The sequence below is a fragment of the Parabacteroides sp. AM17-47 genome (genome assembly GCF_003434625.1).
Taxonomy (GTDB): domain Bacteria; phylum Bacteroidota; class Bacteroidia; order Bacteroidales; family Tannerellaceae; genus Parabacteroides; species Parabacteroides distasonis.
The window spans coordinates 216,849-231,714 of record NZ_QTLI01000007.1; the positions used below are offsets into that span (position 1 = coordinate 216,849).

The 14,866-nt window shown below is 46.0% G+C and carries 12 protein-coding genes; 1 reads left to right on the top strand and 11 read right to left on the bottom strand.

Going from position 1 to position 14,866, the window contains the following annotated elements:
* Positions 1-393, top strand: a complete 393-nt coding sequence (locus DW205_RS07575) for a YkvA family protein (RefSeq protein ID WP_005854762.1) — start codon at positions 1-3, stop codon at positions 391-393.
* A 7-nt stretch (positions 394-400) separates the two neighbouring features.
* Here DW205_RS07575 and bioD read toward each other — a convergent pair whose 3' ends face one another.
* From bioD to DW205_RS07630, 11 genes are all read right to left on the bottom strand, one after another.
* Positions 401-1,081: a dethiobiotin synthase gene (bioD, locus tag DW205_RS07580; protein WP_005864849.1), complete on the bottom strand. Its 681-nt coding sequence runs from the start codon at positions 1,079-1,081 to the stop codon at positions 401-403.
* Between the two features lie 219 nt (positions 1,082-1,300).
* Entirely contained in the window at positions 1,301-2,062 is a 762-nt protein-coding gene (gene bioC / locus DW205_RS07585; RefSeq protein ID WP_005864852.1) for a malonyl-ACP O-methyltransferase BioC, read from the bottom strand.
* Positions 2,053-2,718: a DUF452 family protein gene (locus DW205_RS07590; RefSeq protein ID WP_005864854.1), complete on the bottom strand. Its 666-nt coding sequence runs from the start codon at positions 2,716-2,718 to the stop codon at positions 2,053-2,055. Before DW205_RS07590 ends, bioC begins: the two co-directional genes overlap by 10 nt.
* 25 nt (positions 2,719-2,743) lie before the next feature.
* Positions 2,744-3,949, bottom strand: a complete 1,206-nt coding sequence (locus tag DW205_RS07595) for an 8-amino-7-oxononanoate synthase (RefSeq protein ID WP_005864856.1) — start codon at positions 3,947-3,949, stop codon at positions 2,744-2,746.
* A gap of 30 nt (positions 3,950-3,979) precedes the next feature.
* Positions 3,980-5,260 (bottom strand): adenosylmethionine--8-amino-7-oxononanoate transaminase, encoded by a 1,281-nt coding sequence (gene bioA, locus DW205_RS07600; RefSeq protein WP_005864858.1) that lies wholly within the window; start codon positions 5,258-5,260, stop codon positions 3,980-3,982.
* A complete protein-coding gene (gene bioB / locus DW205_RS07605; protein ID WP_005864860.1) occupies positions 5,257-6,240 on the bottom strand; it encodes a biotin synthase BioB in 984 nt (327 codons plus the stop codon). Before bioB ends, bioA begins: the two co-directional genes overlap by 4 nt.
* A gap of 10 nt (positions 6,241-6,250) precedes the next feature.
* Positions 6,251-6,712: a hypothetical protein gene (locus DW205_RS07610; protein WP_005864863.1), complete on the bottom strand. Its 462-nt coding sequence runs from the start codon at positions 6,710-6,712 to the stop codon at positions 6,251-6,253.
* A gap of 17 nt (positions 6,713-6,729) precedes the next feature.
* Positions 6,730-8,385, bottom strand: coding sequence for a peptide MFS transporter (locus DW205_RS07615; RefSeq protein ID WP_005864865.1), 1,656 nt, complete (start codon positions 8,383-8,385; stop codon positions 6,730-6,732).
* 26 nt (positions 8,386-8,411) lie between these two features.
* Positions 8,412-9,479 carry a DUF4831 family protein gene (locus DW205_RS07620; protein ID WP_005854780.1) on the bottom strand — a complete coding sequence of 356 codons (1,068 nt, stop codon included), beginning with the start codon at positions 9,477-9,479 and terminating at the stop codon, positions 8,412-8,414.
* 234 nt (positions 9,480-9,713) lie between these two features.
* Positions 9,714-11,330: a RagB/SusD family nutrient uptake outer membrane protein gene (locus tag DW205_RS07625; protein WP_227793820.1), complete on the bottom strand. Its 1,617-nt coding sequence runs from the start codon at positions 11,328-11,330 to the stop codon at positions 9,714-9,716.
* Between the two features lie 56 nt (positions 11,331-11,386).
* Complete coding sequence (locus DW205_RS07630) at positions 11,387-14,785, bottom strand: TonB-dependent receptor (RefSeq protein WP_008778166.1); 3,399 nt, start codon at positions 14,783-14,785, stop codon at positions 11,387-11,389.
* Between the last annotated feature and the right edge of the window lie 81 nt (positions 14,786-14,866).

Consider the following 14,866-nt stretch of genomic DNA (forward strand, 5'->3'; position numbering starts at 1 on the left):
ATGGACACAAGAAAGATTGAGGATGTTCCTTTCGAGGAAGTACATGAGATACAAAGATATGGGACTTATTTCTCGGAGAAGAGTTTCTGGAAGAAGATAGAGCGGGTAGCGAAGAAAGTGGGGGCTACGGTATTGCGTCCTGTCTTCACGCTGTATTATATGTTGCAGGATGAAAAGGTGCCTCTTCAACATAAGGCTTATATAATCGGGGCTTTAGGGTACTTTATACTGCCTTTCGACTTGATCCCGGAGAGCGTGCTCCCCATTATCGGCTTCACGGACGATGTGGCGGTGATGACTTTCGTATTGAAAATGGTGAAGGATAGCATTACACCGGAGATCCGGAGAAAAGCGGATCAGAAAATACTGGATCTATTTCCTGATCCGGCTTGATAGGGCGTTATAGCAACGGGCGAATATCGGGAAGCTCCTCGCTTCCCTTTTTCATTTCCGGAAGGAGGATTAAGGGGATCTCCGGGAATTTGGCCTTTAGATACTCCAAGGTATTCGCCTCGATCAAGGGGTCGATGCTTGGATATTGGTTATAGACGATGGCTTTTACCTCGATGCCGTATCGCTCGCAGGCGTACAGGCTGAGCAAAGTATGATTGATACTTCCCAGCTTACCGGACGTGACTAGTATCAAGGGATACGCCTGTTCCTTTACATAATCGATCGTAAGGGATTCCATGTCGTTCGGCACCATCAGTCCTCCGGCTCCTTCCAGTAATACATACTCGTAGGTCTCTCGCAATCGCCGGGTGGATTGGGTGATCGTGTCTAAATCGATACGTCTTCCATCTTTCGCCGCCGCCATATGGGGAGAGCAAGGATAGGTGAAGATATAAGGACAAGTCAACCCTCGCGTGTCCTCGTCGGTAAAGGGTATCCCTTGGATTTGGCGGTGTGCCTCTATATCCTCTGATACGTGCTCGCATCCGGTCTGTATCATCTTTTGGGTGATCACTTTCTTTCCGGCTTTCGCCAATGCCTTGGCGATCATTCCGGTGGCTACGGTCTTTCCGACGTTCGTGTCTATGCCGGAGATAAATAATACATTTTCTTTCGTTTGATGGCTCATTGTTCTGTTGTTTAAATAGTTGCTTGATTAATCTTTTGTCTCTATGGATATTCCCCCTTGTCTCTAAGAGATTTATTCCTTTTCTTCTGTGCTATTAATCTTTTCACCCTTGTGAAAAGAACGTATCACCTAGGTGAAAAGATCGTTTCACCCTTGTGATACGATCATATCATATAGGTGAAAGGATCAATACTTCGGAAGAGGCGACCTACCTCACCTTTATCTTTTGACCACTAAGATATAGAGTGGACGGTAAGTTAATGTGACTCCACCATCCGCCGAGGGGAATCTCTCTTGATAATCCCGGCAGAAACGTTCCTGTTTTCCCCGTGTCCAGACGCTAGAGGCGTTGGCCGTGACACCCGTGTACTTTAGATGTCTCAGCACCTCCAGCGGATGCTGGAAGGTCAGGGCGATATTTCCTTCCTCTTCATGGACGATCCGGAAGTAGGTGGATAACCACTCCCTTAATTGTCCGGCGGTAGGATAGGTGAGCCCTTCTCCGGTCAGTTCCTTGATCTCGTGAAGGTTGTCCGGCGTGAAGGTGTTGAAAGCCAGTATGCCTCCGGGCGATAGGGTGGACGATAGCTTATGGAGGAAACGCGGAAGGTCTTTCATCCATTGCAGGGCGGAGGCCGAGGCAATCAAGTCGAACGTGCCGGGAAAAGCCAGTCGCTCGGCATCACCGGCCAAGAATAGAGGAGGGGCGGAAGGAAACAACTCCTCGATGGCGCTTTGCCAAGTCTCGCAAAGATCGTTGAGTACCCATTCCTCGATTTGGCATTCTTGTTTTAATAAACGGGTGAATCCGCCGCTTCCGCAACCGATTTCCAGCACCCTGCGGAAATGAGAGGAGGTGTATACGGTCAATAGCTGTACCAGATGGGCGCATATCCGTTTCTGGGCTTCCGCGTGATCGTCGTATGTATTCACCGCTTGGCTGAAACGCCGGCGGATCCGTTCTTGTTCGATTACTTCCATAATTCGTTCCATGATTGATAGTGGTAAAAAGGAAGATGAGGCGCCTTGATCTCTTGGATGGGGCAACGGCCTTGCCAGTAGTTCCGGAGGTTGGTTGCCGGGAATATCTTATCTTCGGTGGACAGGATGGCTTGATCCCAGAAGGCGGATATCCGCGGATCGGCTGATTCGAGCTTTTCCGGGAGGATCTGATTATATAGAGATTCCAGTTCCTCCTTGATCTCTTCCAGCGGACGTGGTGAGAGTTCCGAATAGCGATTGAATGTCTCCTTGTCTCCGCACATCCTGCGGTTAAAGCGACGCATGCCTTCCTCGCTGATATGATGGAGGGTTCCCTCGAAGATTGCGGTCGGGATGCCTAGCGTATCGTGCATGGGAAAAGGGGTACCGTTCAGGGCGGTCGCCGTGGTAAAGGATCGGTGGCCTGCCCAGAGCCGGGTGGCTACCCATACGCCTAAAGACCAAGCGACCAGATGCACCTCCTTATAGGGGGCGAACGTCTCTTCGAACCCGAGCGTCCTGTAATCGTAGGCAATCCATAGGTCTGTCTGCTCCGGTACTTCCAGATGGCGGAAAAGCTCCGGCGAGGTGGACCAGCCGGCGAGACAGAGGATCAGACTAGGGGATCGCTTATTTATTATCTTATCTATATACATACTATCAATTCAATTTATATACATACTATCTATCCAGTTCTCTATCCGGGGGGGTAGAGACGGGGCGTGTCCCGGTGGGAGACGAGGTACGCCCCGTCTCTACAATCAGTTGATGCATATTTTTTATCGTGAGGTTTGCCGTAAGGGAGAAGCGGATACGGGAGGTACCTTTGGGCACTGTCGGCGGGCGAACCGGGAGACAGTAGAAGCCTTTTCGTTGTAGCTCTTCCGCTTTCCGTACGCAATCCTCGCTCTCTCCCACGATGAAAGGGATGATGTGGCTTTGGCTGATCTCGCCACCTTTGCTCGTTAAAGCTTCCGCTAACAATCGGCTATACGCTAGAAGATTCTCCCGTTCCTTCGTGAACGAGGGGAGTTGCTCCCAGATGAAGGAAGTCCATGCGATTTGGAACGGTGGCAGGGCCGTACTGAATATGAGCGGTCGCATCGTATTGACCAGATATTCCCGTATCGTATGGGAACAAACCAAATAGGCCCCCATAGATGCTAACGCCTTGCCGAAAGTACCGACCAATAGATCGATCTCTTGGATACAGCCTTGTTCCTCGGCGATACCTAGCCCCGTCTTTCCACGGGCTCCGATGGCATGAGCCTCGTCTACGTACAATAGGATATTGGGATATTGCCTTTTGATAGCTATCAGGCGGTTTAAATCCGCTACATCCCCGTCCATGCTGAAAATGCTTTCGGTCAAGATGATGATCGTCTCGTATTGACAGGCGTTCTTTTGTACGAGGCGTTCCAGTTGGTCATAGTCGTTGTGGCGGTAACGGAGGAATGGGGAGCCACTCAACAAGATGCCATCGATGATGCTGGCGTGCACCAGCTTGTCGGCGAGTAATAAGGTCTGTTTATCGGTTAAGGCCGGGAGGATTCCGGTGTTGGCATGATAGCCGCTATTGAAGATCAATGCGGCTTCCCGGTCGAAGGAGCGGGCGATCTGTTTCTCCAGTTTCGTATATACGGAGAAATTACCCGTTAGCAAGCGGGATGATGAGGAGGAGTAGGGATAGAAGCGGTCTTGTGTGGATGCTTGAAACTCCTCTTGTAAATCCTGCCGGCTGGCTAATCCAAGATAATCGTTGGAAGAGAGATTCAGCATACGCATTCCCTCTTTTAATATCCATATTCCTTGATGCTCGACTTCCGGTAGGTGCCTAAGATTCCCGGAGGCTCGTAAAGCCGTAAGTTGCTCGTTATATGATTTCATATATCTATATATTACCCGGTTGTAGATATGTTAATTATGCGTTAATACTCTCAATAATCCGGAGGTTAGTCTGGATAGTTCATACGTGGAGATAACGAAAGGAGGCATGAGATAAACCAGCCGTCCGAACGGACGTACCCATATCCCTTCCTCTACGAATCGACGTTGCAATACCGCCATATCCACCGGATGCTTCATCTCGATCACCCCGATCGCCCCCAATACCCGTACCTCAGCGACTTCAGGCAGCTTGGCGGCTGGCGCTAACTCCGCCCGCAATTGTTCCTCTATAAGCTTCACTTTCTCCTGCCAATGACTGGCGATCAATAAAGAGATCGAGGCCGAAGCGATAGCGCATGCCAAGGGATTTCCCATAAACGTAGGTCCATGCATAAAGCATCCCGCCTCGCCGGAACAGATCGTGTCGGCTATCGGCTTTGTCGTGATCGTGGCGGAAAGCGTAAGATAACCTCCCGTCAATGCCTTTCCGATACACATGATATCGGGTTCGACTCCCGCATGTTCCCATGCGAACAACTTTCCGGTACGCCCGAAGCCAGTCGCTATCTCGTCGAATATCAATAAGACGTTATACCGGTCGCAAAGTTCCCGGGCACGAACGAGGAAAGTGGGGGAGTAGAAATACATGCCTCCTGCCCCCTGTACGACCGGTTCCAAGATCAAGGCGGCGATCTCGTCGGCATGCCGCTCTAGTAAATCCCGCAAGGGAGCCATGGCCTCCTCTCTCCATTCCTCGCCGAATCGGACCGAAGGTTGAGGTATGAAGTATTGGATGGGTAGGCTTCCGGAGAAGATCCCATGCATACCTGTCACCGGATCGCATACCGACATGGCGTGCCAAGTATCCCCGTGATAACCGCTACGGATCGTGGCGAAGGTATGTTTTCCCGGTATGCCTTTGGACTGCCAGTATTGGATCGCCATCTTTAAGGCTACCTCCACGGCGACCGAGCCGCTATCCGCTAGGAATATCTTTTCTAGGGAAGGGGGCAATAGCGGTAGTAATTTAGCGGCCAACTCGACAGCCGGCTCGTGCGTGAATCCCCCGAACATGATATGGCTCATCTTATCCAGTTGGGTTTTAGCCGCCGCGTTAAGTACCGGATGGTTGTATCCGTGGACTGCCGCCCACCAAGAAGACATTCCGTCTATTAGCTCCCTGCCGTCCGCAAGGGTTATCGTTACGCCCTCCGCTTTGGATACCAGATAGACGGGAAGTGGATCGATGGTCGAGGTGTAGGGATGCCATAGATGATCCCGGTCGTATTGTAAAAGTTCGGTTGTTGTCATTTTTCCCAATCGGTGTTTTCGGTGAGTGAATAGCCTTCGGAGGTAAATAAGACTTTGTCTTCCTCTACCTTGCTTCCGATAGTCGTTAATAAGTCTCCGATGATCGCAGAGTTAATCCCTATATATAGGGATTTCCGTTGCGTGGCCTCGCTTAATTGTGCCCGTCCGCCGGAGAAACGGAGAAATGCGTTCGGATTGATCAAGCGGAAAAGGGCGATCGTTGTTAGCCATTCCTCTTCTTCTAGGATCTGTGTATTCTCCATAGGAGTTCCCGGTATCGGCTGTAATAAATTGAGAGGGATGGATAAGATACCTTCTTTTTGTAAGAAACAAGCCATCTCGATTCGCTCCTCCATCGTCTCGCCCATGCCGATAATACCACCGCAGCAGATGCGGAAACCGATTTCCCGGGCGGTATGGATGGTTTCCATCTTCTGCTCGATCGTATGCGTGGAACAAAGTTGACGGAAATAGGAAGGGGCGGTCTCGATATTGCAGTGATAATTCTCCACTCCGCTATCGTAAAGCGATTGGAGTTGGGAGCGGGTTAGCAATCCCATGGAGGCACAGCATTTAATATCGCTTTGCCGCTTGATTTGCCGGATCGTATCGGTGATCTGTTCCAATTCTTTATCCGATACTCGCTTACCGCTAGTCACCAAGGCAAAACGCCGGATGCCCTGTTTCCGGTTATATACCGCATGATAGACACATTCCTTGGCCGGAAGCAAAGGATATAAGTTTACGAGGGTCTTGTAATGTCCCGATTGTGCGCACCATTTACAATCCTCGCTGCAATTACCGCTTTTGGCGTTGATGATGGAACAAGTGTCGAACTTATTCCCCATAAAATGGCGGGTGATTTGGTGGGCGGCCTCGTAAAGCGCCTCTTTGTCCGGGTGATTCGCCAAGCTTAAAGCCTGTTCCTCAGTAATCTTCCCACCCTCTAGGATGTACTGCTTTGCTTCTTCTATTGTCATTTTCTCTCATTTAATAATTCCGTGTATATATATACCCAGTTGTAGAGACGGGGCACGCCCCGTCTCTACAACCGGATGGAAATAAGAAAGGCGGGAAGTATTCTTTCGGATACTTCCCGCCTTTACTATAATTATATAATGTATAGTGAGCTACACGATGAGCCGGATGAGCGATCTCATTTGATACCAATACCGGGAGTAATGCCGTAAACAGTCCATGCGATACCGCAAGGCTCCGTTTGTTCTCCTCGGTATTCTCCCTCTCCTCGTCATCCTCTTCGAAAAATCCGTCCGTGAACGTACCGATACCGGTATGTAAAGACTGGTTCTTTTTCTCGAAGCGATCGGCTACAGAAAAGGATAATTGTCCGATCGTAACAGCCCTCTGTACACTGATGAAAGCCGCATACGCCTTCCGGCTCCATCTTCTGAAACGGAGTGCCTGCGAACGATATGTATACGACTTTCTCATCCTCTAATTTTCAATTGTCAAGCCACTTTATCCAGTTTCTTCATGATAGAGAACATGAACAACGCGGACAGTAAACAAAGAACGATCAACACGCTCCATACCATCCATAACTGCATGCCTCCCCACAAATAGCCGATGATAGCGACCAGATAGTTACCGATAGCCGTAGCCACGAACCACCCACCCATCATCATACCTTTGTATTTAGGAGGAGCCACTTTGGATACGAAAGAGATACCCATCGGAGAAAGCAATAATTCGGCGAAGGTCAATACCAGATAAGTCGAGATCAACCAGTTCGGAGAAACCAATACCTGCAATTTGCTATCTGCCGCTAAAGCGTCCGGTGTAGGCAAGCCCATAGAACCGATCGCTAAGATCAAGAAACCGCAAGCGGCGATCATCATACCCAATCCGATCTTACGAGGAGCGGACGGCTCTTTCTTCTTATTAGCCAGGTAACCAAAGAGCGCCAATGATACCGGAGTCAATACAACCACGAAGAACGGGTTAAATTGCTGGAAGGTCTGCGGAAGGATCGTTACGGTTTCCGGCATAGCCATATATTTGATACCTAGAGCGGCTAATGCGGCCACGGTCACGATGCCGGCGATCGTTTTGCCTTTGCTCGTTGTGGATTGTGCGATAGCGAATCCTCCATACACGGCGATAACCAATAATGTTAAGTTAATCACATCAAAGCCGATACGATCCAGTCCGGTCACTTGGTTGGCCGTATAGTCGCGAGCAAAGAACGTCATTGTCAGACCATTTTGATGGAAAGCCATCCAGAAGAACAATACCACGGCGAATACCAGCAGCAAGGCGGTGATACGTTGTTTCGTCTCGGCAGGTGACAATTCCTCTTGCGGAGCGTGGGAAGCCTGTGCTTGTTTGGTATTGACATCCGCATGCTTAAAGGTAGAGCGGAATCCCATATAGATAGCCATCGATATGATCAATGAGATACAAGCTACGCCGAATCCATAGTTGTATGCCTCGGACAACTTCTCGATATACGTGGAACAGAACGTAGCCATATCGCCGGTGAAACCTTGTGCGCTTTGCAGAGCGGCGAGTGCCTCTTTGTTCTCTGCGGAGATGGTTCCGTTTAAGAATTGGTGAGCGAGTGCCGGAATTTGTGACTCGTAGAAAAGGTTATACTTACCCAACATCCAGTCTGTCATTTTCGTGGCAGCCGTAGGTGCGTACATGGCACCGATATTAATCGCCATATAAAACAAACTAAAGGCTTGGTCACGTTTACTTCTATATTCCGGGGCATCATAAAGATTACCTACCATCACTTGTAAGTTACCTTTAAATAATCCGGTACCGCAAGCGATTAGCGCTAGCGAGCCGAACATCATGATTTTTCCCGAGGCGGCATCTGTTGGGATGGCTAATAAAAGATAACCGACAAACATGATGATGATACCCGAGGTAACCATCTTTCCATAACCGAACTTATCGGCCATCATACCGCCAATCAATGGCATAAAATACACGAACGCTAAGAAGCTAGCGAAAATCGTTGATGTCTCAGCGGCCGTATAGCCGAATTTCGCTTGCAAGAATAATGTGAAAATCGCAAGCATCGTGTAATAACCGAAGCGTTCGCCCGTGTTCGCGAGTGCTAGGGCATAGAGACCTTTAGGTTGTCCTTGTAACATGTGTTTTAGATAATATTAGTTTATACTTATTGAATAATTTGCTTTATGGCGCCGGTTTCCGGATAGAAAAGAACCTTGACAGGGGCTTTCTTATCCTCAAACATAACAGGGGCTAATCCTTCCCGTGTTCCGAATTGAGTGATTTGGGCCTCTCCTTTGTAGAGTGTTTTTTTGTTCATTAGTATTTCTATGCTGGCTTTTCCCGGAACATTGTAGACGATTCCTTTCAATGATTTGTCTTTCTTCTCGGCTTCCTTGGCATCAAGGATCGGAGCTCTTTCTGTCGCTTTCAAGTTCATATAGACAGGGGTACCGCCCAAATCGTCAGCGTCTACGATACCTAGCTGCTTGGAGAAACGGAACAATACTTCTTTGTCTAGGTTGTCGTGGGGGATGATACTTACCTCATAATGCTCGGTTTCTTTGGTCAAGATTCCGGTGAATAGGTTTGTTAATGCTTTTTCTTGCTCCTCCAATTGCTGGATCACCAGTTTCATGGCTTCACCATCGGGAGGTAAATTATCCGCCTCGCCGGTCAAGATGTTCAAACGGCTTTCCCGGATACGGTAAATTTGTTTAGCGGCCACCTCCGCTTGTTTGGCGGTGGAGCCTGCCATTAGTAATTCCTCTGAGAAAACGGAAGCGTCTGTCACTTTTTGTTGGGAGCCTTTATTTTTCTTTGCGGCATCTAGCTCGGATTCAACTGGTGTATATTCTGCGTTTATCGAGCATAATAATCCATCTTCGGTAAGATAAGCGTAAGGGGCGACCGTACCTTGTTTGAATTCTACGATATAGGTATTATCCGCATCGGGTAATCCCCGGTTGATCAGACTGATTTTTCCGAGATCGAAATAAACCTTGTCTTCCGTGACCGCATCCTTTACGCCTAGATACTTCTCTGCATATTGATAGTAAGGCCCGGCTTTGCAAGTTACTTTCGTCACTTCGGCGTCTACGACTAGCGAGGTCTTGGGCAACGAGTAGGTGATTCCGAAATTATTGGCTTTTACGGCGTTCTTTTTTACCACCTTGGTTTGTGCCATAAGCGGCATTCCGAGGAGTAAACTAGCTATAATGATTATATTCTTCATATCCCAGTTTATTTAATTCTGTATATTATTGGGCAAAACTAGGAAATATTTTGCTTAAAACCAAATGATTTTGAAAACATGGGGTTGCCTTGAAATTGTACATTCAATAACCTTCTGGTAAAGATTTTAAATATCTACGTAAATAGGTGAGTGCCGTTAGGATTAAATGGCGTGTATGAAAAAAGGGTACGCTGAAAATACTTGGCGTACCCCTTCTTAAAATAAACTAATCTCTTAATAATTGTCGTTTTGTATCAAGGATCCTCCTACGAAGTCAATCTCGTTTTGAGGGATTGGGTAAGGCCAAGTCTTGTCGGTGACATTACTTCCTGCTCCGGAATACTTACCTTCTTCAGTTTTGTTGAAAGCCTGCATTGTCTGGACAAAAGTACCCCAGCGGAGTAAATCAGTATAGCGACGTCCTTCGCAAGCTAACTCTACGCGTCGTTCGTGACGTACGGCTTTGCGTAAATCGTCAGTGACCTTTATTTTATATTTTGAATTAAAGATCTCTTCCGTAACTTTTTGATCCTCTGTTACATTGAATTTTCGATACTTAGCAAAACTATCGGTCGGAGAGGTGGTAACAAATGCCCTATAACGTACTTGGTTGATTAAGTCTACAGCCAATTGTTTATTATCACCGGTCTCGATCAAGCATTCCGCGTACATTAATAAAACATCTGCGTAACGAATGTAATAGAATGACCAATCTGTTTCTTGTAAATTACCCGTAGGTCTTCTGGAATAATCGATCCAATGCTTACGGCTATGTTGTCTGGGGAAATTATCGTAACCAGAATAATCATGAGTTTCTGTCGTTTCCATATCCGCTTTATAGAACACGTCACCATGAGAAATAATCGTATGTGTCAAGCGAGGATCTCCTACCTCATATTCATTCACTAGATCGTTGGTGGGACATTCGCCTCCCCAACCACCGGTAGCATTTCGTCCCATATCCATTTGCGGACCCACGGAGGCTAATGAATTGTAAGGGGGTTGGTAAGAACGTAATGTAATAAATATAGCCTCTTTTGACATGTAGCCATTTGCCTTGCTATTGAATAAAGTTTGATAGTCGGGAACCAATTCGTAGGCTCCACTTTCTACAACGGCTTTTAGATCTGATTTAGCACCCTCATAATCTCCAAAGAACATTTTTACACGAGCTCGGAACGACAGGGCGGCCTCATGTGTAATGCGCCCTAGTTCATCCGCGCTTAGATTTTGTGCCTTGGGTAATTGATTTCCATTGATGGCTGCATCTAAGTCGGAAAGGATAAATTTTTGTACATCAGCCTTATCCGCTTTTGTGATAGCGTTTTTGTCTTCTGCTCCTAAAGGTTTGTCGATAATAGGAATATTGGCGAATACGCTTGCTAAGTCGAAGTAATAAAAAGCACGCATGAATTTAGCTTCCGCTATCCAACGCTCTTTTGTTGCTGCGCTGACGAAAGAACCACCGCTTGCGATAAGTTCAGTTTCTGGAGTTACATTCGCCAAGAACACGTTACAATTTGAAATCGCCACTTTGTAACGGTGGTTCCAAAGATCGGTCAACATAGAATTGGTTGTCGGAGGATTACCTCTTGTTAGCTCTGTTATGGTAACACGGTCTGCCGCATCTGAGCCACCTTTGGAACAATCATCTGTAATTTGATCGCCAAGGTCGAACCACATTTGCTCAAATGTCCAAATATCCAGCATCGGTTGGTAACAGTTTACTAATAGCTTGTATCCTGCGTCTTCCGTTTTTAAGAAGGTAGACTCGTCCATGGAACCCATAGTCGGACGATCCAAAAAGTCTGAGTTACAACTTACTACAAGAACCCCTGTTAGTAGTGCCATAAGACACGATTTGCTTCTATTTATAATTGATTTCATAATTATATCAGTTTTAAAAATTATAGTTTCATGCTAATACCAAACATAAACGTTCTTGCTTGCGGATAATATCCCATATCAACGCCCTTATAAATGGGATTTTGATTGAACTCTCCGATTTCCGGGTCTAATCCGGAATATCCGGTAATCGTGAATAAATTCTGAGCTGCGACAAATACTCGCAAATTGTTAAGCGTAATCTTCTTGGTGATAGAAGATGGAATCGTGTAACCGATCTGTAAATTCTTCAAGCGTACATAAGAACCGTTCTCAACAAACCATTCAGACATTTCTCGGTTTAAACGGCTATCGGCATCGATTGCGAAATTCTCGTTTGTACTACCTGGCCCATTCCAGAAAGTTGTCAGGATATCTTTTGGTGCATTGTACCAACCTACACCACCATAGAGGTCATATTTAACGATATTTAATAGGTCATTTCCAACCGATCCTTGGAAGAATGCGGAGAAGTCAAAACCTTTATATTCAGCTCCAAGTGTTAAACCAAATGTGAAATCGGGGTGTGGATTACCGATCATCGTGCGATCTTCATCATCTAATTTACCATCTTTATTCAAGTCCATGAACTTTAAGTCTCCCGGTTTGGCATTAGGCATTACGACTTGATCGTTATTCTTATAATTATCGATCTCCTCTTGTGTTTGGAAAACACCATCTGTCTTATATCCATAATAATATCCAATAGGTTTACCTACTTCTGTCATGGTATAAGTATAATACCCCAAATGAACTCCTTTACCCGGGATATTCGCTTCGCTTCCTAGGTCTTTGATCTTATTCTTGTATGTAGAAACGTTTCCATTCAAGTGGTAAGTAAAGTCTTGTCCGATTTGGCCATCATAACCGATCGAAACCTCAAAGCCTTTGTTGCTAATGCTACCTGCGTTTACCCACGGTGTATTAGGGAATCCCAAGCCTGCGGGACTAGGAACTTGTACAAGCATATCTTTCGTATCACGAGAGTAATAATCGAAAGTGGCTCTTAAGGCTCCATTGAAGAAGGCGAGATCTAAGCCTAAATCTAATTGGCGAGTTGTTTCCCATTTCAGATTAGGATTACCTACTTGTGAGCGTGAAGCGAATAGTACGGGATTACCAGATCCTAGCATATAATACTGTGCATACCACATGGAAGGATTACCGTTACTATATTGGCTCAGATAAGCTCCGGATGGAATCGTTTGGTTTCCAATCTCTCCCCAACCTGCTCTTAATTTTCCTTGCGACAACCAACTTTTCGTACTCTCCAAGAAATGTTCTTCTGAGAAGTTCCATCCTCCGGATACAGACGGGAAGAAACCCCAACGATTGCCTGCTCCGAATTTTGAGGAGCCATCCCATCGAATATTCGCTGTGATCATATAGCGATTGTCATAAGAATAAAATGCGCGACCGAAGTATGAGTTTAAAGTATTGATATTATAATACCCACTTGCTCCGGGATTTATTGTACCTGCATTTAATATCTGTAGATTCGAATCATTATTGGCTAATCCTTGTTTGGAAGCGGCTATTTCCTCATAGCGTTCTTTCTCCGCGGATGTTCCAGCCATAACGGAGACGCTATGATCTCCAAATTTATCTGTGTATGTCAAATAATTATCAAATACCCAGTAATCTGTATTATAGATATTTCTACTGACAGTGGCGTACGAGCTATATTCATCACCATCCAGATAATATTTAGGGGTAAAGCCATCGCTTTGCTCACGTTTAAGATCTACGGCGATACTGGATTTGAAGGTTAAGAATGGGAATAATTTGAATTCTCCGGTGATATTGCTCTTGGTCGCGATCCCGTGCCATTTGTTTTGGGCGGAACGCTCCACTTGCGCTAGTGAGTTTTGCTTGTTTGAATATAATACGCCCGTATAGCGAGACCAAGGGTTCGTTGGTTCATAACCATTATAGATCCTATCTTTTAAAAAGTCTGGGACATCTACTAGGTTGTCTCTATAGATTGGAGTGATTGGATCTGCCGCCGCCGCTATGAATGCGGTTGCGTTATAAGAGTCGTTTTCTTGCACATTTCTACGGGATTGATAAATAACATTTACATTCGCCGACAGGTTTAACCATTTAGTTACTTCTGTATCCACGTTTAATCTTCCGGATAAGCGTTCGTAATCAGATCCTTTCAAAATACCTTTATGATTCATATAGCTGAAACTAGAGCGGTATCTGAGTTTGTTCATACCTCCGGAAAAGGCTAAGTTGTAGGTTTGATTAATGGCTTCGCTCGGCTTCCTGTTGATGGCATTCCACCAATTCGTACCTTCACGTCCACCATTTTTATCGAGGAATGAAAGAATTGCTTCTCGCTTTTCTGGAGTTGCGAAATCTTCGATTAATTCTTTCCCTGCGGCAGCATATGCACGGTTCTTGTATTCCATAAATCCTTCTGCATCTAAAAGGTCATATTCTTTAGACGCTTCTTGGAAACCTATATTCATATCGAATTCAATGTTACTGCGGTAACTGTCTCCACTCGCTCCTCGTTTTGTGGTTACCAAAACCACACCATTGGCTGCTCGCGAGCCATAGATGGCTTGTGCGGAAGCATCTTTAAGCACTTCTATGTTTTCTATGTCGCGAGGGTTAAGCCATCCGATATCACTTTGAGGCATACCGTCTACTACATATAGAGGATTATTCCCGTATTGAGATAAGGTGCCGACACCACGAATACGCACGTCGCCTAAGGAACCCGGGCTACCCGAATTGGCCGTAATGGTTACGCCGGCAACCTTTCCTTGTAAGGCGTCAGATGCACTTCGTAGAGGGAGTGCGGAAATCTCTTCTCCTTTTATCTGTGATATGGCTCCCGTTAAATCACTTTTCTTGAAAGAACCATAGCCAACAACTACAACCTCATCTAGCTTTTGGGTGTCTTCTGCTAAAGTGATGTCAAGGCTGCTTTTGTTCCCTACATTGATACTTTGTTGAAGATAGCCGATATATGAGAATTCTACAATTGCGTTAGAGGGTACATTTTCCAGAACGTAACGTCCATCCATATCGGTCATAGATCCGATCGTTGTTCCTTTGACCACTACGTTTACTCCAATCAAAGGCTCCCCATCTTGTCCTATCACCTGTCCGGTTAACCGTTTGCCATTTTGGTTAGTAGATGGTAACTCCGTGCTTTTCACGGTTTTATTGGTAAGTACCACATGATTTTTAACAAGCTTATATGTAATGCCCGTGCCGTTAAAGATATTGTTTAGTACTTGTTCTATGGACTCTCCGTGGATATTGACATCGACCCGTTTATTCAAATTGATCTGGTTGTCATTATAGAAGAATTTATACTCGCTTTGGTCTTCAATTGCTTTAAAGACCTCGGTAATAGTGCCTTTTGTGATATTTAAAGAAATGCTTTGTGCTGATGCTGCCATTGTATATGGTTGGCAAAAGGTTAAGCACAAACCTAAGAATAATGATTTTTTCAAGGTGTTGTAATTAGTTCTACCGGAACT